Source organism: Streptomyces fradiae ATCC 10745 = DSM 40063, assembly GCF_008704425.1.
In the GTDB taxonomy this organism is placed as follows: domain Bacteria; phylum Actinomycetota; class Actinomycetes; order Streptomycetales; family Streptomycetaceae; genus Streptomyces; species Streptomyces fradiae.
In genome coordinates, this window is the sequence record NZ_CP023696.1 from 4,389,890 (window position 1) to 4,413,339 (window position 23,450).

Annotated in this window: 21 protein-coding genes; 17 read left to right on the top strand and 4 right to left on the bottom strand. The window is 74.7% G+C overall.

All coding sequences use genetic code 11. The annotated features are described in order from the left end of the window. Positions 1-48: 48 nt before the first annotated feature. A complete protein-coding gene (locus CP974_RS19765) occupies positions 49-1,401 on the bottom strand; it encodes a M14 family metallopeptidase (protein WP_031131523.1) in 1,353 nt (450 codons plus the stop codon). Positions 1,402-1,973: 572 nt separating this feature from the next. Between CP974_RS19765 and CP974_RS19770 the strand changes: the two genes are divergently transcribed. Then, entirely contained in the window at positions 1,974-3,311 is a 1,338-nt protein-coding gene (locus tag CP974_RS19770) for an Nramp family divalent metal transporter (RefSeq protein WP_051839383.1), read from the top strand. Between the two features lie 72 nt (positions 3,312-3,383). On the opposite strand, the gene CP974_RS19775 is transcribed toward CP974_RS19770, so the two are convergent. Then, positions 3,384-5,075 carry a chitinase gene (locus CP974_RS19775; protein WP_031131519.1) on the bottom strand — a complete coding sequence of 564 codons (1,692 nt, stop codon included), beginning with the start codon at positions 5,073-5,075 and terminating at the stop codon, positions 3,384-3,386. Positions 5,076-5,731: 656 nt separating this feature from the next. Here CP974_RS19775 and CP974_RS19780 point away from each other — a divergent pair. The 13 genes from CP974_RS19780 to CP974_RS19840 all read left to right on the top strand — a co-directional run bounded on the left by CP974_RS19780 (position 5,732) and on the right by CP974_RS19840 (position 17,414). Beyond that, positions 5,732-6,613, top strand: coding sequence for a hypothetical protein (locus tag CP974_RS19780; RefSeq protein WP_031131517.1), 882 nt, complete (start codon positions 5,732-5,734; stop codon positions 6,611-6,613). Between the two features lie 325 nt (positions 6,614-6,938). Continuing rightward, entirely contained in the window at positions 6,939-7,667 is a 729-nt protein-coding gene (gene cpaB / locus CP974_RS19785; RefSeq protein WP_031131515.1) for a Flp pilus assembly protein CpaB, read from the top strand. A gap of 16 nt (positions 7,668-7,683) precedes the next feature. Continuing rightward, a complete protein-coding gene (locus CP974_RS19790; RefSeq protein WP_031131514.1) occupies positions 7,684-8,913 on the top strand; it encodes a CpaE/TadZ family protein in 1,230 nt (409 codons plus the stop codon). A 23-nt stretch (positions 8,914-8,936) separates the two neighbouring features. Further along, entirely contained in the window at positions 8,937-9,395 is a 459-nt protein-coding gene (locus CP974_RS19795) for a TadE/TadG family type IV pilus assembly protein (protein ID WP_223844461.1), read from the top strand. Continuing rightward, positions 9,392-9,775, top strand: a complete 384-nt coding sequence (locus CP974_RS19800; RefSeq protein ID WP_031131510.1) for a TadE/TadG family type IV pilus assembly protein — start codon at positions 9,392-9,394, stop codon at positions 9,773-9,775. Before CP974_RS19795 ends, CP974_RS19800 begins: the two co-directional genes overlap by 4 nt. Then, positions 9,772-11,118, top strand: coding sequence for a TadA family conjugal transfer-associated ATPase (locus CP974_RS19805; protein WP_031131508.1), 1,347 nt, complete (start codon positions 9,772-9,774; stop codon positions 11,116-11,118). Before CP974_RS19800 ends, CP974_RS19805 begins: the two co-directional genes overlap by 4 nt. Positions 11,119-11,164: 46 nt before the next feature. After that, positions 11,165-12,103 (top strand): type II secretion system F family protein, encoded by a 939-nt coding sequence (locus CP974_RS19810; protein ID WP_031131507.1) that lies wholly within the window; start codon positions 11,165-11,167, stop codon positions 12,101-12,103. Between the two features lie 27 nt (positions 12,104-12,130). Further along, positions 12,131-13,024 (top strand): DUF5936 domain-containing protein, encoded by an 894-nt coding sequence (locus CP974_RS19815; RefSeq protein WP_031131505.1) that lies wholly within the window; start codon positions 12,131-12,133, stop codon positions 13,022-13,024. A gap of 411 nt (positions 13,025-13,435) precedes the next feature. Then, positions 13,436-13,669: a hypothetical protein gene (locus tag CP974_RS19820; RefSeq protein WP_031131503.1), complete on the top strand. Its 234-nt coding sequence runs from the start codon at positions 13,436-13,438 to the stop codon at positions 13,667-13,669. Beyond that, entirely contained in the window at positions 13,666-14,337 is a 672-nt protein-coding gene (locus tag CP974_RS19825; RefSeq protein WP_031131501.1) for a pilus assembly protein TadG-related protein, read from the top strand. The genes CP974_RS19820 and CP974_RS19825 overlap by 4 nt, the downstream gene beginning before the upstream one ends. Positions 14,338-14,357: 20 nt before the next feature. Further along, positions 14,358-14,969, top strand: a complete 612-nt coding sequence (locus tag CP974_RS19830) for a hypothetical protein (RefSeq protein ID WP_308447206.1) — start codon at positions 14,358-14,360, stop codon at positions 14,967-14,969. After that, positions 14,969-15,604, top strand: coding sequence for an OmpA family protein (locus CP974_RS19835; RefSeq protein WP_031131498.1), 636 nt, complete (start codon positions 14,969-14,971; stop codon positions 15,602-15,604). Before CP974_RS19830 ends, CP974_RS19835 begins: the two co-directional genes overlap by 1 nt. Positions 15,605-16,202: 598 nt before the next feature. Beyond that, the gene (locus tag CP974_RS19840) at positions 16,203-17,414 is read left to right on the top strand and encodes a putative hexosyltransferase (RefSeq protein ID WP_150485898.1); all 1,212 of its coding nucleotides are present in this window, start codon (positions 16,203-16,205) and stop codon (positions 17,412-17,414) included. On the opposite strand, the gene CP974_RS19845 is transcribed toward CP974_RS19840, so the two are convergent. Beyond that, positions 17,386-17,868 (bottom strand): DUF192 domain-containing protein, encoded by a 483-nt coding sequence (locus CP974_RS19845; protein WP_078915944.1) that lies wholly within the window; start codon positions 17,866-17,868, stop codon positions 17,386-17,388. The two genes, CP974_RS19840 and CP974_RS19845, sit on opposite strands and share 29 nt — an antisense overlap. A 118-nt stretch (positions 17,869-17,986) precedes the next feature. Between CP974_RS19845 and CP974_RS19850 the strand changes: the two genes are divergently transcribed. Further along, positions 17,987-18,934, top strand: coding sequence for a prepilin peptidase (locus CP974_RS19850; protein ID WP_150485899.1), 948 nt, complete (start codon positions 17,987-17,989; stop codon positions 18,932-18,934). 447 nt (positions 18,935-19,381) lie between these two features. Here CP974_RS19850 and mgrA read toward each other — a convergent pair whose 3' ends face one another. Beyond that, positions 19,382-20,419, bottom strand: coding sequence for an L-glyceraldehyde 3-phosphate reductase (gene mgrA / locus CP974_RS19860; protein WP_031137118.1), 1,038 nt, complete (start codon positions 20,417-20,419; stop codon positions 19,382-19,384). Between the two features lie 118 nt (positions 20,420-20,537). On the opposite strand from mgrA, the gene CP974_RS19865 reads away from it, so the two are divergent. Continuing rightward, entirely contained in the window at positions 20,538-21,299 is a 762-nt protein-coding gene (locus CP974_RS19865; protein ID WP_031137120.1) for an isoprenyl transferase, read from the top strand. A 553-nt stretch (positions 21,300-21,852) separates the two neighbouring features. Next, on the top strand, positions 21,853-23,175 hold the full coding sequence (gene phoH2, locus CP974_RS19870; RefSeq protein WP_031131674.1) for an RNA 5'-3' helicase PhoH2: 1,323 nt from the start codon (positions 21,853-21,855) through the stop codon (positions 23,173-23,175). The last annotated feature ends 275 nt before the right edge of the window (positions 23,176-23,450 follow it).

Here is a 23,450-nt window from a genome sequence, read left to right on the forward strand (position 1 = left end):
GCCCACCCCCGGTCACCCGGTCACCCGGTCACCCGTCACCCGGTCACGCTAGGAGGCCGCGCAGTACTGCTGCTGCTTGCCGATCGACCGGTACATGCAGTCGGCGTTCTCCAGCAGCTGGAGCACCGCGTCGCGGTTGCGGGACGTCTCGCGCTCGATCACCTCGTCGGGCGGGTAGAAGCCGCCGCCGGAGGTGCCGCGCGGGTACATCTCGAAGGTGTAGCCGAAGATGCGCTGGTCGCCCCAGAGCCAGTCGTCGATCGACCCGTCGGTGACGTACAGGTCGCTGGACTGCTGGGGGGTGTAGCCGTTGCTGGCGGCCATCTTGCGGCCGACGGCGGCGAAGGCGTCGCGGTCGTCCTGGGTCATCCCGGGCGCCGTGTCGGAGTACGTCCAGCCGAACGGCCACAGGACCAGCTCGCTGTAGGTGTGGAAGTCGATGGCGGCCCGGATCTGCTGCCTGCCGCCCACCACGCGGGAGCGGACGAAGTCGGCGACGACCTTCACCTCGGGCGCCGACTCGGGCGCGGAGCCCCGGTAGGTGGCGGAGCTCGGCGAGCCGGAGGAGCCGTTGCAGCAGCCCCACTTGTAGTCCCAGTTGCGGTTCATGTCGGTGCCGACGTACGAGGAGCCGGGGTTGGGCTGCCGGTTCTTGCGCCAGCTCCGGTACGAGCCGGTGGCGATGTCGTACTCGCCGCCGTCCGGGTTGAGGTCGGGCACGATCCAGATCTCGCGGCCGTTGACGGCGTTGGTGACGCGGCTGTCGGTGCCGTAGCCGGCGCCCAGCTCGCGCAGCAGGTACAGGGCCATCTCGACGGTGAGGTGCTCGCGGGCGTGCTGGTGGTGGGTGAACAGCACCTCGGGCTCGTTCTCGTCGGTGGCCACGTTGTCGCTGACCTTGATGGCGACGATGTCGCGGCCCTGGTACGACCGGCCGATCACGCGCTTGCTCATGATGTCCGGGTACTGCCGGAGCCGCTGGTCGATCTCCGCCGTCATCTCCGCGTAGTTGTGGTAGCGGGAGTCGGCGGACGGGAAGTCCATCGGCGTGACCGCGCCTGCGCCGCTGCGGTCCGGCGGGCCGGGCAGCGCCTCCAGCCGGTGGCCCAGGGCGCGCAGGCGGCGGGCCTGCTGGGCGTTGGCGCTGACCACGACCGAGTGGGCGGCCACCTCGTCGAGGGAGACGCCGGTGGCGGCGAGGGCGGCGCGTTCGGCGGGCGTGGAGGGGCCGTGGATCTCGTACTGGCGGATGACCTCCTCGACGGCGTCCGGGGCGGCCTGGGCGGGCGGTGCGGCGGCCGGTCCGGGGGTGCTGGCGGCGGCGGTGAGCGGCGCCACGACGGCGAGGGCGAGTGCGGCCGCGAGGGTGACGGACCGTCCGCCGGTGATGCGTAGTCGCATGCTGGCTCCTGGAGTGGGGGTCGGGGTGGGTGTCCCCGTGCGACGCAGGGTCGCGGGTATGGCATGAGCGCGTCAAGAGTGAACTTCGGTCACCGAGGGAAGGTCTGCCGCGTCACACGTACACGTCACACGTACACGTCACGCGTCCACCTCGCGCATCACGCGTGCGGGTCGCGCGTGCGGGTGACGCGCCCCCGCACCGCCGCGCCCGGAGCGCCGGCGTGCGGGTGCGTGGATGACGTGCTCATGATCGACCGACAGTGAAGAGGGGCGGACGGCAGATGGCGGACACGACGGACACGGCGGGCACCGCGCCCGGCTCGGGGGCGCGCGACGGCGGCGGGCGGGCGCCGGGCGGAGGCAGACCGGCGGCCGGACACGGCGGGAACGGCGGGAAGGGCGGGAACGGCGGAGACGGCCGGGCGGGGAGCGGCGTGGGCGCTCCGGCGGCCGGAGGCGACGGGCACGGCGGAGACGGCCGGGCGGCGGGAGCCGACGGCGGGGGCGCTGCGGCGGGAGGCGGCGGGGGCCGCCCGGCGGAGCGCGGCGGGGCTCCCGCCGGGCCGCCCGCGATGCGGCGGGCCGGCTGGCGGTACATCGGCCCCGGCATCGTCGTCGCCGCGACCGGCGTCGGCGCGGGCGACCTGGTCGCCACGCTCGTCGCGGGCGGCAAGTACGGCTACACCCTGCTCTGGGCCGCCGTCCTCGGCTGCCTCATCAAGATCTCGCTCGCCGAGGCGGCCGGCCGCTGGCACCTCGCCACGGGCCGCACCCTGCTCGACGGCTGGCGCTCCCTGGGTGCCTGGACGACCGTCTACTTCGCCGGGTACGTCGGCGTCTGGGGCTTCGTCTACGGCGCCGCCGCCATGTCCTCCACCGCGCTGCCGCTCGCCGCGCTCTTCCCCGGCGTGATGGGCCTGAAGTGGTGGGCCGTGCTGTGCGGGGTGGGCGGGCTGCTGTTCGTCTGGTTCAACCGGTACGCCGTCTTCGAGAAGGTCATGACGGCGCTGGTCGGCGTCATGTTCCTGGTCACCGTCTACCTGGCCGTGCGGGTCGGGCCCCGGCTGGACGACCTCGCCGCCGGGCTCGTGCCCGCGCTGCCGGACGGCTCGCTCCTCTACACCCTGGGCCTGGTCGGCGGCGTCGGCGGCACGATCACCCTCGCCGCGTACGGCTACTGGGTGAACGCCAAGGGCTGGCGGGACACGGGGTGGATGCGCGTGATGCGGTTCGACAACCGGGTGGCCTACCTGACGACCGGCGTCTTCGTGGTGGCCATGCTGGTGGTCGGCGCCGAACTGCTGCACTCCTCGGGCATCGCCGTCGCCAAGGGCGACCGGGGCCTGATCGACCTCGGTGGGGTGCTGGCGGAGCGGTACGGGACGGCCACGGCGAAGCTGTTCCTGGTGGGCTTCTTCGCCGCGTCCGTCACGTCGCTGATCGGCGTGTGGCAGGGCGTGAGCCTGCTGTTCGCGGACTTCGTGGCCCGTGTCCGGGGACGGGAGGGCGCCTCGGCGGCGCCGGAGGCCGCCCAGGCGCCGGGCGGCCCCGCGGGCGCCGGGGCCCCCGTCCCCGCGGGTGAGGGCGCCGGGGCCGCTGGGGCCGCGGGCGCGGGCGCGGACGCGGTGCCGGTGGAGCGGTCGGTGCCGTTCCGCGCGTACCTGCTGTGGCTGACCTTCCCGCCGATGTCGCTGCTCTTCCTCGACCAGCCGTTCGCGCTGGTCGTCGTCTACGGCGTGATCGGCGCCTTCTTCATGCCGTTCCTCGCGCTGACCCTGCTGTGGCTGCTCAACTCCCACCGTACGCCCCGCGCGTGGCGCAACGGGTGGCTCGCGAACACGATGCTGGGCGCGGCGGGCGTGCTGTTCCTCGTGCTGTGCGTCGAGCAGGTGCGCGACCTGCCCTGGTGACGACGGGCGGGCTCCGGCCGGGCCGTCGGGCGCCGCGCGTGAACGGCGCGGCGCCCGACGGTCGCGTACCGCCTACGGCAGGTTGTGGACGTGCGGGCCGACCGCGTTGGACCAGGCGTTGCCCGCCGTCGCGTCCCAGTTGGTCGACCAGGTCATGGCGCCGCGCAGCGACGGCCACGTCTTGGACGGCTTGAAGGAGCCGCAGCCGGTGCCGCGCGTCAGGCAGTCCAGGGCGTTCTTCACGACGGACGGGTCGACGTAGCCGCTGCCCGCGCCGCGCGGCGACGCCGGGACGCCGAGGCCGACCTGCGACGGGTCGAGGCCGCCCTCCAGCTGGATGCAGGCGAGCGCGGTGAGGAAGTCCACCGAGCCCTGGGAGTACACCTTGCCGTCGCAGCCGAGCATGGAGCCGCTGTTGTAGTACTGCATGTTGACGACGGTGAGGATGTCCTTCACGGCGAGCGCCAGCTTGAAGTACTCCGTGCCGGTGTTCTGCATGTCGATGGTCTGCGGCGCCATCGTCAGGACCATCTGCGGCCCCGCCTTCGCCGAGAGCTGGCGCAGCGCCTTCGTCAGGTAGGTCGAGTTGATGCCGTGCTCCAGGTCGACGTCCACGCCGCTGAAGCCGTACTCCCGCATCAGCGCGTACGCGCTGTCCGCGAACGCCTTGGCGGAGGCGTCGCTGTTGATGATGACGTTGCCCTTCTCGCCGCCGATCGACAGGACGACCGACTTGCCGGCGGCCTTCTTCGCGGCGATGTCCGCCTTGAAGTCGGCGACCGAGGCGTAGCCGACCGCCGGGTCGAGGTTGAAGGTGATCTCGCCGGGCGTGGACGTGGAGTCCGCGAACGACACCGCGATGATGTCGTACTGCTCCTGGACCTCGCGGAGCTTCTGCACCTTGGCGCCGTTGTCGAAGTTCTGCCAGTAGCCGGTCAGCGCGTGCTTCGGCACCGTCGGGTTCGGCTGGGTGCCGCCGCCGGGCGCGGTGCGGGCGCCGACGGCCGCGGACCGGGCGGACTCGCCGGCGGCGTTGGCCGCGGTCACCTGGAACTCGTACGACGTGTCGGCCGCCAGGCCCGTCACGGTCGCGGAGGTGCCGGACACGGACTGGACGCGCGCCCCGTCCCGGTAGACGTGGTAGCCGGTCGCTCCGCTCACCGGGTTCCAGGAGAGCGCCACGGACGAGGAGGTCACCGTCCCCGCGGCCAGCCCGGCCGGGGTTGCGGGCACCACCGGGTCGGGGTCGCCGCCCCCGCCGCCGTCCGGGCCGAAGACCGACACGTCGTCCACGTGGTAGGCGGCCTGCCCGTACCAGCCGTGGGTGTAGACCGTGACGGAGGTGGTGTTCGGGCCGGTGGTGAAGGTGGTGGTCAGCTGCTGCCAGGCGGAGGAGCCGGGTGACCAGGTGGACACGTCGGTCGTCCCGGTGCCGGTCGCGCCCAGGTAGGCGTACCCGCCCTGCGTCCAGGCGCTCAGCCTGTACGTCGAGCCGGGCTTGACCTTCACGGTCTGGGAGCAGCGGGCGTTGTCCAGCCCGGCGGGCGTCGCCTTCAGGGCGGCGGCGCCGGTGCGGACCGGCGAGGCGACGGCGGCGCCGCTGCCGCCGGAGCAGGTCCATTCGGCGAGGCCGGACTCGAAGCCGGCGTTGCGGGCGACGTTGCGGTCCTCCGCCTGCGCGGTGGCGGCGCCGCCGGTCAGGACGAGCCCGGACGCGACGGCGAGCGCGGCGGCGCCGCCGACGAGCGATCTGGTGCGGGTCACGTGCTTCCTCCGGTGGGGGTGGGGGAGTTGGGGGATGGGCGCGTTGGGCCTCGGGCGCCTCCGGGGCCGTGGGGCCCGGCGGTGGGGCGCCCGTGGTCGGTGTGGGCGGCCGGTGGCCGGTCACCGCCGCCGGTGGGGGGAGGCGGATGACGGGTGCTCAGGGGCGCTGCGGGGAGGGGCGTGCGGGGAGGGGCGTGCGGGGTGCGGCGGCGGGGCTGAAGGCGGCCGAGGAGGACTCGGTGACGGGTGATCGGCGGTCGGAATCGGTGGTCGGCGATCGGGGATCGGGGATCGGTGGTCCGGGATCGGTGGTCCGGGGTCGCTGGTCGGCGATCGGGGGCGTGCGGGACGGTGGCCGCCGTGCCCCGCTGCCCGTACAAGTTGGTCCAGACCAATCGCGTTGTCAAGGTCCAGGACCGGCATGGGAGCACCGATCGCCGGTCCGTGGGCGGTGCGCCGGTCAACTCGTGTCCCGTTCGCCCCGATTGGTGACCCACACGCCGCGCATGATCCACCACGAGGAGTCCGAAAGCGGTTCACCAGCCCCGTTCCCGCCGATAAAGTGCGGGTCAGGAGCACACACGGAGCGACAGGTGTCGCAGCCGCCTGCGACGCGCCGGGAACAGCCGGTGGCCGGAGCCGAACGGGGAACGAGCGTGCCGACCGCGATTGCCGTCACCAGCGCCGACCTGGTGCTACCTCCGACCGACCCGCACACCCCCGGCGCCGCCGTGCTCCCGCACCCCGACGACCAGTCACTCGCCGCCGCCCTGGCCGACACCCAGACGCTGGTCGAGCAGTGCGGCCACGTCGTCGCGCTCTACCCGGCGTCCACCCCGCCCGCCCACGTGCGCCGCCTCCACACCGTGCGCGCCCTGCTGGAGAGCGACCGGATAGCCCTGCTGCCGGTCGACCTGCCGCCGCTCGGCGTCGCCGTCCTCGCCCGCCAGCTGCGCCAGCTCTCCGTCTGCGACTTCGGGCCCGGTGTCCTCGCGACCGCCGCCCGGCTCCTCGCCCACTACGTCCACGCCGGAGCCGTACTCAACTCCGTCGCCCGCCTCGACCGCGTCCCCGTCACGCTCAAGGCGCACGCCAAGTCCTGGATGCCGGGGAGCCAGTTCGCCGTCCTGGCCAACCCGCGGCCCCGCCTCGTCCGGCTCGGCTCCCACGGCGGCGACCCGTTCCCCGGCCCCGACTTCGCCACCCGCCTGGCCGTCGCGCGCGGCCAGCTCGCCGGCGACTGGGTGACCGGCACCCTCGCGGCCGCCTGGCGCGTCCAGGGCGTCGACGAGGTGGCGCTCCCCGCGGCCTCCGCCGGGTGGTGGGGGGCGGGCAAGCTGGTCGAGTTCGCCGCGTACCTGCCCGACCTCGCCGTACTGCACCAGCTCGTGTCGTCCGTACGGCGCGAGACCTGCGGCTGGTGCGGCAGCGAACTGCTCGGCGACCGCTGCGGCTTCTGCGCGGCGCCCCTCGCCCCGCCGGACCCCGGCGGCCCCGCCGCCCTCCCGGCGGGCCCGCCGATGCGGCACGCGTCGTGACCCGCCACGCCGCCCCCCGGCCCGCCGTCGCGGCCCTCGACGGGCTCACCGTCGCGGCCCCCGGCAGGCCCGCTCCGCCCGGGTCGGCCCCGGCCGGGTCCGTTCCGGCCGGGTCGGCTCCGCCCGGGTCGGCTCCGCTCGGGGCCGTTCCGGACCGGCCCGCTCCGCCCGGGGCCGCCCCGGCGTCCGGGCACCGCCCACCGCCCACGGGCTCCGCGGCCCACCGCTCACCGCCCCCACGCCCCACGGCTCACCGCCCGCCACCCGCGCGCCCGGCCGCGCGCCGGCCGTCCCCCGCCCGCCACCTCGCGAGGTTCTCCCGCCCATGAACGCACGTCAGCGCCGCGGCGTCATCCTGCTCGTCCTGTCGGTCCTGTGCGCCCTCGGCGCGTTCGCCGGCGTCGTCGCCATCGTCACGGACGTCCAGGCGAAGGTCGGCCCCGAGGTCGCGGCGTACCGCGTCAAGGCGGACGTACCGGCCTACGCGGCCCTGCGGCCCGCCCAGTTCGAGAAGGTCACCATGCCGGAGCGGTGGCTGTCCGCCAACGCCGTACGGGACCTCTCGGCCGTCCAGGGCAAGATCGCCGCGGCCGGCCTCAAGAAGGGCTCCCTGCTCCAGAAGGACATGGTCGCCGACCGCCCGGCCCTCGCCGCCGGCGAACAGGAGATCGCCATCATGATCGACGCCTCCACCGGCGTCGCCGGCAAGATCACCGCGGGGGCGCGGGTCAACATCTTCGCCACCTTCGACGACGAGGGCCGCGGCAAGAACGCCGTCGCCGAGTCCCGGCTCATCGTCGCCGGCGCCCGCGTCCTCGACGTCGGCCGGCTCACCCCCCTCGACCAGCGCCGGGCCGACGGCGGCGGCACGGCGGGCGGCGCCCGCGAGGCCGTGCCGATCACCTTCGCCCTCACCACCGCCGACGCCCAGCGCGTCGCCTACGCCGAGTCGTTCGCCGAGCACGTACGCCTCGCCCTGCTGCCCGAGGACGGCCCCGCCGCCCTGAAGCCCGGCGACTCGAGGTACACCCTCGACGAAGACAAGAACAAGTGAGGGGACGGGCAGCACGATGACCGTTCGCGTCCTCGCGGCCGTCGGCGACCCCGACGCGGCCCGCGCCATCACCACCCTCCTCGACCAGCTCCCCGACGTCGAACAGGCCGCTCCCGCCCCCGCCGGCGACTCCACCACCCTGGTGGACACGCTCGCCCGCGCCGCCGCCGACTCCCTCGACGGGCTGCCCGAGGTCGTCCTCGTCCACGAGCGGATCGGCCCCGTCCCCGCGCTCGACCTGATCCGCGAGACCGCCCTGCGCTTCCCCGCCGTCGGCGTCGTCCTCGTCACCGGCGACACCAGCCCCGGCCTGTACTCGGCCGCCATGGACTCCGGCGCCCGCGGACTCGTCGGCCTGCCCCTGTCGTACGAGGAGCTCGCCCAGCGCGTCCAGTCCGCCGCCGCCTGGGCGTCCGGCGTCCGCCGCCACCTCGGCCAGGGCGGCGACGCCCACACCGGGCCGGGCGGCACCGTCGTCACCGTGAGCGGGGCCAAGGGCGGCGTCGGCACCACGGTCACCGCCGTCCAGCTCGCCCTCGCCGCCCGCGCCTCCGGCCGCACGGTCGCCCTCGCCGACCTCGACCTCCAGTCCGGCGACGTCGCCTCCTACCTGGACGTGCGGTTCCGCCGCTCCGCCGCCGACCTCGCCGCCATCGAGGACATCACCCCCCGCGTCCTCCAGGACGTCCTCTACACCCACCCGACCGGCCTGGCCCTGCTCCTCGCCCCCGCCGACGGGGAGCGCGGCGAGGAGGTCACCGACCGGTCCGCCCGCCAGATCGTCAGCGCCCTGCGCCACCGCTACGAGGTCGTCGTCGTCGACTGCGGCACGCAGATGGACTCCGCGAACGCCGCCGCCGTCGAGATGGCCGACACCGCCCTCCTCGTCGTCACCCCCGACGTCGTCGCCGTCCGCGCCGCCAAGCGCATGGTCCGCCTCTGGGACCGGCTCCAGATCCGCAAGGGCGAGGACACCACCACCGTCGTCAACCGCCACACCCGCAACACCGAGATCCAGCCCGCGCTCGTGGAGCGCATCACCGGCACCCGCGTCGCCCGCACCGCCGTGCCCGCCGCGTTCAAGGAGCTCCAGCCGGCCGTCGACGCGGGCCGCATGCACGACCTGGACGCCAAGTCAGCGGTCAAGCAGGCCCTGTGGGCGCTCGCCGGAGAGCTGGGCCTGGTCAAGGCCCCGGAATCGACGGGCGCCCGGCCGGGCAGGCTGCTGAAGGCACGCAGGAAGTAGCGGGGGAGAGGGGAGGGGCGGCCATGGCACGCGCGCGGACGAAGGCGCCGCACGGCGGACGCCGACGACAGCGGTACGGCGACGAGGGGCACCGGTACGGCGCCCCACGGCTCCCGTACGGCGACGGCGGGCACCGGTACGGCGACCGGGGCCAGGTGGCGGTGGAGTTCACCGGCATGGTCCCGCTCGTGCTCGGCGTCCTGCTCCTGCTCTGGCAGGCGGCCCTGATCGGCTACACGTACTCCCTGGCGGGCAACGCCGCCGACGAGGCCGCCCGCGCGGGAGCCGTCGGCGGCGACTGCGCGGCCGCGGCCGGGTCGAAGCTGTCCGGCGCCTGGTCGGCGAGCACCTCGTGCGGCGGCGCGGGCGACCTGTTCACGGCGGACGTCAGCATCCGCGTCCCCGCCCTGTTCCCCGGCGCGAACCTCCCCTTCACCGTCCGGGCCCACGCGGCGGCGGCCGACGAACGGGACCCCCGGTGACCCCCCGCCCGCACCCGCGCCCCCGCCCCGACCGGGGCCAGGCGGCCATCGAGTTCGTGGGCTGGATCGGCTTCCTGCTGATCGCCGCCCTCGCCGCGATCCAGCTCGGCATCGTCGCCTACGCCGCCCAGCAGGCCGGCACCGCCTCCCGCGCCGCCGCCCGCGTCGCCTCCCAGGGCGGCGACGGCGCGTCCGCCGGGCGCGCCGCCATGAGCGGCTGGCTCGCCGACGGCGCCTCCGTCAGCGCCCCGGCCGGGCCCGAGGACGTCACCGCGACCGTCACCGTCCGCATCCCGACCGTCCTGCCCCTCCTCGGCTTCGACCCGGTCACCCGCACCACCACCATGCCCGTCACGACCAGCGAGGGAGGGACCCCATGAGCCTGCGCGCCCGGATCACCGGCACCGACCCGGCCGGCGGGAAGGACGGCGAGGAGGACCACCTCGTCGGCGTCTACCGCGCCAAACTCCTGGAGGAGATCGACCTCGCGGAGATGTCCGCCCTCCCGGCCGCCGACCGGCGCGTCCGCCTCGAACGGGTCCTCGGCCACATCATCAGCCGCGAGGGCCCCGTCCTCTCCTCCACCGAGCGGTCCCAGCTCATCCGCCGCGTGGTCGACGAGGCGCTCGGCCTCGGCATCCTCGAACCGCTCCTGGAGGACGCCTCCGTCAGCGAGATCATGGTCAACGGCCCCGACCAGGTGTACGTCGAGCGGCACGGCCGCCTCGAACGGCTGCCCATGCGCTTCTCCTCCACCGACCAGCTCATGCAGACCATCGAGCGGATCGTCTCCACCGTCAACCGCCGCGTGGACGAGTCCAACCCCATGGTCGACGCCCGCCTCCCCTCCGGCGAACGCGTCAACGTCATCATCCCGCCGCTCTCCCTCAGCGGCCCCGTCCTCACCATCCGCCGCTTCCCGCGCGCCTTCACGCTCCACGAGATGGTCGCCCTCGGCTCCCTCGACGAGCACATGGTGATGCTGCTCTCCGCCCTGGTCCGCGCCAAGTTCAACGTGATCGTCTCCGGCGCCACCGGCACCGGCAAGACCACCCTCCTCAACGCCCTCTCCGGCCTCGTCCCCGACGGCGAGCGCATCGTCACCATCGAGGACTCCGCCGAACTGCGCCTCCAGCAGTCCCACGTCATCACCCTGGAGGCCCGCCCCGCCAACGTCGAGGGCAAGGGCCGCATCACCATCCGCGACCTCGTCCGCAACTCCCTGCGCATGCGCCCCGACCGCATCATCGTCGGCGAGGTCCGCGGCGGCGAGACCCTCGACATGCTCCAGGCCATGTCCACCGGCCACGACGGCTCCCTCGCCACCGTCCACGCCAACAGCGCCGAGGACGCCCTGACGCGCCTGCAGACCCTCGCCTCCATGTCCGAGGTGGAGGTCCCCTACGCCGCCGTCAAGGACCAGATCAACAGCGCCGTCGACGTGATCGTCCAGCTCACCCGGCACGCCGACGGCACCCGGCGGATCACCGAGATCGCCGTCCTCGACTCCCACGGCCGCGAGGAGTACCGCATCGCCACCGTCTGCCGCTTCGAGGCCCAGCCCATGACCCCCGACGGCCGCGTCCACGGCCGCTTCACCCACCACCCGCTGCCCCGCCGCATCGCCGAACGCCTCCGCCTGCACAACGAGCCCACCCCCGCCGCCTTCGGCGTCGCCCACAGCGACGCCCAGCTCGCCCTGCGCGGCGCCACCGCCGCGTAACCCCACACGCCCCCCACGACAACCGGAATCGACGGACGACGACACGATGGACAACCTCCCGCTCCTGACGCTCGGCGCCACCCTCCTGGCCGGCCTCCTCGCCGTCCTGGGCGTGCACGCCCACGCCGCCGGCAGGGCGCAGCAGAAGGCGCTCGTGGCGCGGATGGCCCAGACGGGCCCCGTCCCCCTCGCCGGCCGGGGCCGCCGGTTCCCCGCCCTCGACCGGCGGCTGCGCCGCACCCGCTACGGCCGCCGCGTCGAGCGGAAGCTCGCCGCCACCGGCCTGGACGTCACCCCCGCCGAGTACACGGTGTACGCCCTCGCCGGCCTCGTCGCCCTGTACGCCACGGCGACCGCCGTGTTCGCCCCGTTCTTCGGCGTCCTGGCCGTCCTCGCCGGGCTGTGGGGCGCCGACGCCTTCCTCACCTGGCAGCGGCGCCGCCGTACCGAGGCGTTCATCAACCAGCTCCCCGAACTGACCCGCGTCCTGGCCAACGCCACCCAGGCCGGGCTCGCCCTGCGCACCGCCATCTCCATGGCCGCCGACGAGCTGGACGACCCGGCCGGCGAGGAACTGCGCAGGGTCGCCGACCAGCTCGCCGTCGGCCGCAGCCTGGACGACGCCCTCGGCGACCTCGCGGACCGGCTGCCCTCCCGCGAACTCGTCGTCCTCGTCACCACCCTCGTCCTGTCCAACCGGGCGGGCGGCCAGGTCGTCGGCTCGCTGCGCAACCTCACCGGCACCCTCGACGAGCGCAAGGAGACCCGCCGCGAGGTCACCACCCTGCTGTCCCAGGTGAAGGTCACCGCCTTCGCCCTGCCCCTCCTCGGCCTCGGCTTCCTCCTGATGATCAACGGGATGAACCCGGGGGCGCTGGACAAGATGACCGGCTCCTTCGCCGGGCAGGCCGGCTCGCTCGTCGCCTTCGCGCTGTACACGGCCGGCTTCGTGATGATCCGCCGCCTCTCGCGGGTCCGGGTCTGAGGCGCGGGGAAGGGAGAGGAGGGAAGCATGGTCCTGCTGCTGGCCGCCCTGACCGGCCTCGCCGTGTACGGGATCTTCCACGGCGTACGCCTGTACCGCGCCGAGGCCGAGCTGCCCGGCGACCTCGCCGTCGCCCTGGAGGTCGGCGCCACCCGCACCACCGCCGTCGGCTCCGGCGTCGACCGGCTCGGCATGCGCTGGGCGCCGTCGGTCCTGCGCCTGATGGGCCCCCGGCGCGTCGACGCCCTGCGCCGCCGCCTCGACATGGCGGGCAACCCCGGCGGCCTCACCGTCGACCGGTACGCCGCCCGCCGCGCCGTGTACGGCACCCTCGGCGTGGCCGCCGCCCTCGCGATGCTGCTGCGCGGCCAGCCCGTCGTGGCGGCCGTCGTCCTGGCGTACGGGCTGACGTGGACGGACGTGCTGCTGCGGCTCGCGATCCGGCGCCGCAGGGACGACATCGAGCGGACCCTGCCCGACTTCCTGGACGTCCTCGCCGTCGTCGTCTCCGCGGGGCTCGGCTTCCGCCAGGCGCTGGAGCGCGTCGCGGAGCGGTACTCCGGGCCCTGGGCCGACGAACTGCGCATCACCCTGCGCCAGATGGACATGGGCGTCAGCCGCCGCGACGCCTTCGACCAGCTGCGCGAGCGCAACGCCTCGGAGCAGGTGTCCATGTTCGTCACCGCCCTCCAGCAGGGCGAGGAACTGGGCGCCCCGATCGTGGAGACGCTCATCCAGATCGCCAACGACATGCGCCGCACCGACGCCCAGAACGCCCGCCGCGCCGCCGCGAAGGCCGTCCCCAAGACGACGCTCGTGGTGACCCTCGTCATGCTGCCCGCCACGATGATCCTCATCGCGCTGAGCTTCTACTACGGCTCCGGCGTCGACCTCACCGAACTGCTCGGCGGCCGGCCGTGACCCCGCACCCCCGCCCCGCCCGCCGGGCGTCTGCGACCGCACACGGACCGGACCCGTTCACCGCGCCCGCCGCACCGTCAGATCCCTTGCCCGCGGCGGGGAGCGGCGGTCGCCTCGACTCGGCCGAATGTGGGGAAGAGGCTTCGCTTCCGCAAGCGGATGTGGGACATTCGTTGCCGAGTCAACGGGAGACGACGGGAGCGACGGGGGCGCGACAGGCCATGGCTGATCACAGTTTCCCGCCCTGGTTGCCGAATCCGGCCCATGGACGGGGCTTGAGGCCCATGATGATGGGGGTTCACCCTGAGTACGGTCACGACCCCACCCCCGTGACCGCACCCGAACCGGACCCGGCACCACGCGCACCCGGCACCGAAGACCCGCACGATCCCGACCCCGGAGGGGACCGCCATGTCGAACATCGCACTGAAGGCCCTGACTCAGGCCAAGGTGTACGTGGGCACCTGGGCGCACACCACGGCCACCGCCCTGAAGCACCGCTCCGACCGAGGCCAGGGGGCGGTGGAGTACGTGGGGGTGATCATCCTGGTGGGGGTGATCATCGCCGCGCTCGTGGGTTCCGGCATCGGTTCGACCATCGCGTCGAGCCTCATCGCCCGCGTCAGCGCGATCCTCGGTGGTTGACCGGAGTACGTGCCCGCGGGCGGGACGCGGGGCAGGCGTCCCCCCTGTACGTCTTCATGCTGGTGAGCCTGCTCTTTCTCGCGCTCGCGTTCTTCGCGGTGGGCCAGGCCGGTGCCACCCGGAACGGTGCCCAGTCGGCTGCTGACGCCGCAGCCCTGGCCGCGGCCAAGGAGTCCAGGGACCGGTTCGACCTCGGCCTCCTCGACGGTCCCGGCTGGGAGGACCTGTTCGGTGGCGAGCTGACGGGGGAGGACGGCTGCGCGGCCGCCCACACCTACGCCGCCGCCAACGGGGCGAGCGTGAGCGAGTGCGGGGCCCTGGGCGACGGACGGTGGGGCTTCCGTGTGACCGTCCGGTCGGTGAAGCCCGTGGGCGACACGATCCTGCCGGGCACGGAGGGCCAGCATGCCTCCGCCACCGCCACTGCCGTCGTCCTGCCTCGGTGCTCCTTCGAAGCAGCGGCCGACGACGTGCCGGACGAGGAGATTCCGGACGGCGGGAATCCGGACGAGTCCAGGGACGACGAGGCCCCCGCGGACGAAGCCCCCACCGACGGAAAGAAGCCGTCCCCCGGGTCCTTGGACTGCGAGGGCACGAAGCTGGACCTCGATCCCCTAGACCTCCCGGACATGTCCGGCCTCTTCGAGGTGCGGCTGACCGAGGACTGACCGCGAAGGAACGCAGAGGAATGACACGCATGGGTACGCAGTACGGCGCGACCGCACGCGCGGTTCGGGTCGCAGCCACGGCCGCCGCGCTGGCGGCTCTGCTCACGGCTTGCGGCAACGGCGGCGGTGACGACGCCAAGGACGGCGGGCCCCAGAAGGCCGGCACCGTCGGTTCGGCACCCGCGGGCGCGAGCGCCCCTCCCCCGCAGGAGGCGTCCACCGGGCCGGACACGAGCGCGACGCTGGCCACGATCAGCGGGGGCAACGGGCTTGAGATCGTCATCCACAGCGCCGTCCGCGAAGAGGGCGGATTCCTCACAGTCAACGGAACACTCAAGAACACCACGGGCAAGCTGGTTGTCACACCGCCCCAGTGGAGCGGCCAGGAGATCCAGGTGCAGAAGACCGGCCCGTCCCTGGCGGGGGTCACCCTGGTCGACAAGGTCGAGAAGAAGCGCTACTACGTACTGCGCGACACCGAGGGCTATCCGCTGACGACCACGGGCGTCAACACCATGCAGGCGAATCAGTCCATCTCCGTGTTCGCGCAGTTCCCCGCGCCGCCGACCACCGTCAGACAGGTCGACATCCAGTTCCCGCTCATGCCCACCGCGACCATCGAGATCTCGTGATGCGCGCCGCCCCCGTCCGACGCCCGGTCACCGGTCTGCTGGGTGCGCTCGTGCTGCTCACCGGTGTCCACCTGGCCGCGCCTTCCCCCGCGCACGCCGACGAGACGCCGGGGGCCGTGCCGCCCGGAACCGAGGCGTCCGCGCCCGTGCCGGAGATCGACCCGGCCGCTCCCGGACTGAAGATGCGCGAGGGCGCCACCCTGGCCGCCGCCAAGGTGCTGCCGATCGTGTCCATCGTGGAGTCCGAGGGCGGTGAGGAGCGCCGTGAGGAGACCAGTACGAACCTGAAGTTCGCGCTCCAGGCCGAGGTGCTCTTCGGCAAGGACAGCGCCAAGCTGACACCCGAGGCGAACAGCCGTATCGCGGCCATCGCCGAGGAGATCAAGAAGCAGAACGCCACCAAGCTCCGGGTGTTCGGCTTCACCGACGACCTCGGTTCCGCCGCCCACGGCGACGTCCTGTCCAAGCAGCGCGCCGACGCCGTGCACGGGGTGCTGTCGCCGCTGCTGGCCGGGCGGAACATCACGTACGAGATCCGCGGTTACGGCGAGCAGTACCCGATCGCGGACAACAGCACCGAGGAGGGCCGCCGCAAGAACCGCCGCGTGGAGGTCTCCTTCCCGACGGGCGGGTAGGCGACGGGGCGATGGGCGGGTAGGCGAGGGCGCCGACCATGCCACCGCGGTGAGCGCGGCGGCCGGGCAGCGGCCACGGCGGCGGCGGGCCCGGGGCCACCCCCGGGCCCGCCGCCGTTCCGCGCCTCGGATCCGGGATCGGCGGGACGTACCTCACACCGCTGTCCCGGCCGTTGCCCGGCGGCCGTGAGTGGGCGGCGGACATAATCGGCCGATGCCCCTGGACCGAACGGCCCCGCCCGCCCGCGCCGCCGCGGTGCCGGACGAAGCCGCCCGCCCCGACGGCCCGCCGCCGACCGCCCCGGCGGCGTCGACGCGGGCCCCGGCCGGCCCGGGCGCACCGTCCATCCCCGCCCAGGCGGGCCCCCGGACCGGCCCGGCCGCTGCCGGTCCCGCCCGTGCCCAGGCCGACCCCGGCGTGCCGGACGCGCACGTACCCTTCCTCCCCGTACCGGCCCGGCGCCGGGCCGGGCGGCGGACCCGCCGGACCGCACCCGCGGCCGCCCAGGCGCCGACCGGCCACATAGCCTCCGGCCACATAGCCTCCGGCCACACAGCCGCCGACCCCGTACCGGTCGACCCCGTACCGGCCGCCTCCATCCCGGCCCCCCGCCCGCCCACCGCCCCCGCCCTCCCCAGGTCCGCGGCCTCGGCCGCCCCCGCGCCCACGGCACCGCGCGCTCCCGCCACGGCGCCCCGGGGTCGCGGCCGGGTGGGCGCGGGGGTCGGGGCGGCGCTGCTCGGGTACGCAGCGACACGGATCGTCGGGCTGGCGGTCCTGTTCGCCGCGGCCGCCGCGAGCGGGGAGGACGCCTGGCACCGGCTGATGGGCCGCTGGGACGCCGTCTGGTACGTCCGCGTCGCCGAGCACGGGTACGGCCACCAGACCACCCTCCCCGACGGAGCCGTCCACTCCGACCTGGCGTTCTTCCCGCTGTTGCCCGCCCTGGAGCGGGCCCTGTCCGCGGCGCTGCCCATCGGCGCCGCGCCCGCCGGGCTGGCCGTGGCCTGGGCCGCCTCGCTCGCCGCCGCCTGGGGCGTCTACGCGGTCGGCGCGCATGTCGCGGGGCGGCGCGCGGGCGTCGCCCTGGCCGTGCTGTGGGGCGTGTACCCGACCGCGTTCGTGCAGTCCATGGCGTACACGGAGACGCTGTTCACCGCCTTCGCCGCCTGGTCGCTGTACGCCGTGCTGCGCGGCCGGTGGGTCCCGGCCGGCGGCCTCGCGGTGCTCGCCGGGCTCACCAGGCCCTCCGCCGTCGCGCTGATCGCCGCCCTCGTCGTCACCGCGCTCGCCACGGCCGTCCGGGAACGGCGGGTCGCTCCGCGCCTGGCCGCCGGCGTGCTGCTGGCGCCCCTGGGCTGGGTGGCGTACGTCGTGTACGTGGCGGTCCGCACCGGCAGCCCCACCGCGTACTTCGACGTCCAGGCGGGCTGGGGCAACAGGATCGACGGGGGCGCCGCGCTCGCCCGGTTCGTCGGCGACCTGCTGACCGGACCCGCGCCGCTCGCCGGGGCCGGGCTCCTCGCGGCGTTCGCGTTGCTCGGCTGGGCGGTGTGGCTGTGCGTGCGGCAGCGGCAGCCGCTGCCGGTCCTGGTCTACACGCTCGCCGTGGCCGCCGTGTCCCTCGTCGGCGCCGCGTACTTCGGCTCCCGGCCCCGGCTGATCATGCCCGCGTTCCCGCTGCTGCTGCCCGCCGCGGTCGCCCTGGTCCGGCTGCGGACCCGGTACGCGGTGGCCGTACTGGCCGCGGCGGCGTCGGCGTCCGCCGTGTACGGGGCGTTCACGCTGCTGGGTCCGGGCCCCCCGTGACCGGCGCGTCGACCACCAGCCGGACGCCCGGCCGCACCCCCCACCGCTCCATCGCCCCGGCCCGCGCCTCCAGCACGTGCCGGGCGCGCAACCGGGGCAGCCCGAGCCGCCCCGGCCGCATTCCCGGCACGACGGCGAGGACGCGCAGGTCCCGGTCGAGGTACGCCACGTCGATGGCGAACCGCATCCGGAAGGTGTGCACGCTCCCGCACGGGGTCAGCAGCATCGCCCCGTCGATCCCGTCCCGCCCCAGCAGCCCGCGCGCCCGCGTCCGGTAGGAGGCGGCGATCTCCAGGGGCACCCCCACACCACCGGCCCCCACACCACCGGCCCCTCGCCCCGCCGCGCCGCCGCCTTCCCGCTCCACCGCGCCTCCGCGACCGAGCGCCGCACCGCCCTCCTGCGGCCCGTCCGCGACCCGCAGCATCCCCGTACCGTCCCGCCGCCATCTCATACCGGCACGGTAGGCGTCCGGGCGGCCCCGTGGACCCGTTTCGGCCCCGTACCGGTTGGGCGGCCCCGTAGGCGCGCGGCCCGGTCCCTTCTAGGGTCGGCGTGTGTACGCCACGCTGATGACCGTCGCCGCCCTGTGGGGCGCCGCCGCCGGGCTGGCCGTACGGCGCGCGGCGCACCGGTTCGCCGTGGAGCCGGACGAGCCCTGGCGCGACGCGTGCCCCGCCGGCCACCCCTACGCCCCGGGCCCGCGCGGCTGGCTGGGCCCCGCGCACTGCCCCGCATGCGCCCCGCCCCCGGAGGGCCCCGCCCCACCCCCGGCCCCTGGGAGCCCCGCCTCCGCGCGCCCCGCCCCACCCCGGGCATCCGCCCCGCCCCCCGCACCCCCCGCACCCCCCGCACCCACCGGTCCAGCCCCGCGCCCGGCAGCATCCGCCCCACCCCCCGCCGCCCAGCACCCCGACGGCCCCCCCGACGGTCCTTGCGGCGGCCCCCCCGACGGCTCCTGCGGCGGTACCACCGGCCCGCGCGCGTCCCGCGTGGCCGTGCCGGTCGCCGGGGCCGTGGGATGCGGGTTGCTCGCGGGGGCCATCGGATGGCGGCCGGAGCTGGCGGTGTGGCTGCTGCTGGCGCCGTTCGCGCTGCTCCTCGCGGTGGTCGACCGGCGCGTCCACCGGCTGCCCGACCCCCTGACCCTGCCGTTGGCCGCGGCGGTCCCGCTCCTCCTGGGGGCCGCCGCGCTGCTGCCGGGCCACGCCGGGTCGTGGTGGTCCTCCGTGCAGGGCGGTCTCGCGCTGGGTGGCGCGTACCTGGTGCTCTTCCTGGTCAACCCGAACGGCATGGGCTTCGGCGACGTGAAGCTCGCCGTACCGCTGGGCGCCGCGCTCGGCTGGTACGGCTGGCCCGCCGTGCTGGCCGGGGCGTTCGCGGGGTTCGTCCTGGGCGGGGCGTACGGCCTCGGGCTGGTCCTGCGCCGCCGGGCGACGCGCGGGAGTGCCATCCCGTTCGGCCCGTTCATGATCGCCGGTGCGGTGCTGGGCCTCGCGCTGGGCGCGCCCGCCCCCTGAACGTCAACCGGGTGCCTCTCCGGCCGGGTCACCCCTGCGGAGGACACGACGGGGCCGGTGCCCGTGCCCGCAGCGCGGTCCACCGCCTCCGGAGCGTGACGACGGCATGTCGTGGCACCCACCACCCTTTACGAAGGGTTATGGTGGAACTCCCCCCCTCGGGCCGGTCCGTATCCCCCCCACGGACCGGCCCGTTTCCTTGCCCGGCCGCGCCGCCCTCCCCGAGCCCCGCCGCGGCCACCCCCGGCTCACCCCCGGCCGTCGCCCAGGCGCCCCCCGCCGCCGCGTCCCCGGCCCCGCTCGGCCCCCCGCCCAGCCCCCGCCCCGGCCTGACGACCGTCCCCCCGCTCAGCCCCCGCCCCGGCCTGACGCCCGTCCCCCCGGCCCCGGCCTGAAGCCCGTGCCCCGCCCCGGCCCGGCCCGACGCCCGGCCGCCGGCCCGGCCCCTCAGCCCCGGTTGGCCCAGATGTTCACGCCCTCCGTGTCGACGGCGAAGGAGTCGATCTCCCTCAGCTCCTCCTCCGTCAGCGGCGGACCGCTCAGCGCCGCGACGTTCTGCTCCAGCTGGGCCACGCTCGACGCGCCGATCAGCGCCGACGTCATCCGCTCGTCGCGCAGCACCCAGGTGAGGGCGAGCTGCGCCAGTGACTGGCCCCGGCGCCGGGCGATGGCGTCCAGGCCGCTCAGCCGCCGCACGACCTCGTCGGTGATCAGGCCGGGGTCCAGGGACTTGCCGAGCGACGCCCGCGACCCCTCGGGGATGCCCCGCAGGTACTTGTCCGTGAGCATGCCCTGCGCGAGCGGGGCGAAGGCGATGCAGCCCATGCCCTGCGCCTCCAGCGTGTCGAGGAGGCCGTCCTCCTCCGTCCAGCGGTTGATCATCGAGTACGACGGCTGGTGGATCAGCGCGGGGACGCCCATCTCGCGCAGCAGCCCCGCCGCCTCGGCGGTCTGCTCGCTGTTGTACGAGGAGACGCCCGCGTACAGCGCCTTGCCCTGCCGGACGGCGTCCGCCAGGGCGCCCATCGTCTCCTCCAGCGGGGTGTGCGGGTCGAAGCGGTGGGAGTAGAAGATGTCGACGTACTCCAGGCCCATCCGCCTCAGCGACGCGTCGAGCGAGGACAGCAGGTACTTGCGGGAGCCCCACTCGCCGTACGGGCCGGGGTGCATCAGGTACCCGGCCTTGGTGGAGACGATCAGCTCGTCCCGGTACGGCCGGAAGTCCTCGGCGAGGATCCGACCGAAGTTCCGCTCGGCCGAGCCGGGCGGCGGGCCGTAGTTGTTGGCCAGGTCGAAGTGGGTGACGCCGAGGTCGAACGCCCTGCGGAGGATGGCCCGCTGGGACTCCAGCGTGCGGTCGTCCCCGAAGTTGTGCCAGAGGCCCAGGGACACGGCGGGGAGCTTGAGGCCGCTGCGGCCGGTCCGGCGGTACTCCATGGAGTCGTACCGGTCGTCGGCGGCGCGGTGGATGGGGGATTCGGACATGCCTTCCTCCCTATCACGGAGTTGTGACACACCGGGTTGGGCCGCCGCCCGTAGCGCGCAGTAATGTGGCGCCCTCGGGGGACGGCCAGCGGTGCCCCGTATGCGAGAGGTGAGATCGGTGAACTTGCGCGACCTGGTGTACAGGCTCTACGCGCGCCGGGTGGAGGGCCGCCTCGACCACGCCCAGGTGCCCAAGCACATCGGCGTCATCCTCGACGGCAACCGCCGCTGGGCGAAGGCGTCCGGCGGCACCCCCGAGCAGGGCCACAAGGCGGGCGCCAGCAAGATCATGGACATGCTCGGCTGGTGCACCGAGACGGACGTCGAGGTCGTCACGCTCTGGATGCTGTCCACCGACAACCTGAACCGCCCCGAGGAGCAGCTCGTGCCGCTCCTCGGCATCATCGAGGACGCGGTCCGCACGATCGCCGCCGACGGCCGCTGGCGCGTGCACCACGTCGGGACGCTCGACCTGCTGCCCGCCCGCACCCAGGCGGTCCTGAAGGCCGCCGAGGAGTCGACCCGGCACATCGACGGGATACTCGTCAACGTCGCGGTCGGCTACGGCGGCCGCCAGGAGATCGCCGACGCCGTCCGCTCGCTGCTGCTGGACCACGCCGCGAAGGGCACGTCGTTCGAGGAGCTCGCGGAGATCGTCGACATCGACATGATCGCCGAGCACCTCTACACGCGCGGCCAGCCCGACCCGGACCTGGTGATCCGCACCAGCGGGGAGCAGCGGCTGTCCGGTTTCATGCTCTGGCAGTCGGCGCACTCCGAGTACTACTTCTGCGAGGTCCACTGGCCGGCCTTCCGCAAGGTCGACTTCCTGCGGGCGTTGCGCGACTACGCCGCCCGCCACCGCCGCTACGGCACCTGACCCGCCACGGCCCCCGGCCCGCCACCGCCCCGGCCCGCCACGGCCTACGGCCCCCGGCCCGCCACGGACCCGCCTCCGCCGCCACGGCCCCCGGCCCGCCGGGGCCCGCGCCCACGATCCCCGCGCCGGCGCCTCCCCCCTCCCCCTTCCTCCCCCTCCCCTTCCTCCCGCCACCACCCCCGCCCCGCGAGCCGGGCCGCCGACGGACGCGGCCCGGCTCCGGCGCGTCCGGGGCCGGGCGCCGAAGCCGCTGGTCGGCCGCCTCCCGCGGGTGGGCGCCCACCGGGCGGACGGCGTGTCATATGCCAGGGCCGGCGGGCATGGCGCGGTGGCCTGGGGGGCATATCCCTTGCAGAGTGAGCGGTACGACAACCCGCTCGCCGCGGGAGGCCCTTTTGCGCCAGGAACACCGCGCGCCGCAGGCGCGTGGACGTACCGGGGGGCCGGAGTCGCGGCCCGTGCAGCGGGGCCCGATCCCGGACCGTCCCACCGCGACGCCGCAGCCGTCGCTCCCCGACCTCACGCGCCTCTATAAGAGGGGGTCTGTCCTTCCGTGGTGACCAGCACTAAGCGCCGTCCCGACGACCGGCGCACCTACGTACTCGACACCAGCGTCCTGCTGGCCGACCCCAACGCCCTGACCCGCTTCGACGAGCACGAGGTCGTGCTGCCCGTCGTCGTGGTGACGGAACTGGAGGCCAAGAGGCACCACCCGGAGCTCGGCTACTTCGCCCGCCAGGCGCTGCGCCTCCTGGACGACCTGCGCGTCCGCTACGGGCGGCTCGACGCGCCCATCCCCGTGGGCGACCTGGGCGGGACCCTGCGCGTGGAGCTGAACCACTCCGACCCGGGCATCCTCCCGGCCGGCTACCGCCTCGGGGACAACGACTCGCGCATCCTCGCCGTCGCCCGCAACCTCCAGGCGGAGGGGTACGACGTCACGGTCGTCTCCAAGGACCTCCCGCTCCGCATCAAGGCGTCCTCCGTCGGCCTGCTCGCCGAGGAGTACCGCGCCGAGCTGGCCGTCACCGACTCCGGCTGGACCGGCATGTGCGAGGTGCCGCTCACCGCCGAGCAGGTCGACCTGCTCTACGCCCAGGAGACGCTGTACGTGCCGGAGGCCGCCGACCTGCCGGTGCACACCGGCCTCGTCCTGCAGTCGGAGCGCGGCAAGGCGCTCGGCCGGGTCTCCTCCGACGGGTCCGTGCGGCTGGTGCGCGGCGACCGGGAGGCGTTCGGCATCCGGGGCCGCAGCGCCGAGCAGCGGATCGCCCTCGACCTGCTGCTCGACCCGGAGGTCGGCATCCTGTCCCTCGGCGGCCGGGCCGGCACCGGCAAGTCCGCGCTCGCGCTCTGCGCCGGCCTCGAAGCCGTACTGGAGCGGCGGCAGCACCAGAAGGTGATGGTGTTCCGGCCGCTGTACGCGGTGGGCGGGCAGGAGCTGGGCTATCTGCCGGGCACCGAGGCCGAGAAGATGAACCCCTGGGCGCAGGCGGTCTACGACACGCTGTCGGCGGTGACGTCGCGCGAGGTCATCGAGGAGATCACCGCCCGCGACATGCTGGAGGTCCTGCCGCTCACCCACATCCGGGGCCGGTCCCTGCACGACGCGTTCGTCATCGTCGACGAGGCGCAGTCCCTGGAGCGCAACGTCCTGCTGACCGTGCTGTCCCGGATCGGGGCGAACTCGCGGGTCGTCCTCACCCACGACGTGGCGCAGCGGGACAACCTGCGCGTGGGGCGGTACGACGGGGTGGTCGCGGTGGTCGAGAAGCTGAAGGGGCATCCGCTGTTCGCGCACGTCACGCTGGCCCGCTCCGAGCGGTCGCAGATCGCGGCCCTGGTGACCGAAATGCTGGAGGACGTCCACATCTGAGCCCGGCGGTGGCGTAAGGTGAGGGCGGTGTGACCGCCTGCTGACCGACCGCCAGGCAAAAGGTACACAACGGAGATTCAGGGACCTGGGCGCCGCCCGGCGAAGCGCGAGAGCTTAGCCGGGCGGCGCCGCGTCGCGCGCCCCTTTCGTCAAAACCGCTGGGGCGAACGGGGTGTGAGCTTTCCCACGCGACGGGAAATTGCCGTGCGCTGGAACCTTCCCGCTAGAGTCTTGCTTCCGTCAGGCCCCGCATACGGCACCGCCGCGTTTCCCAG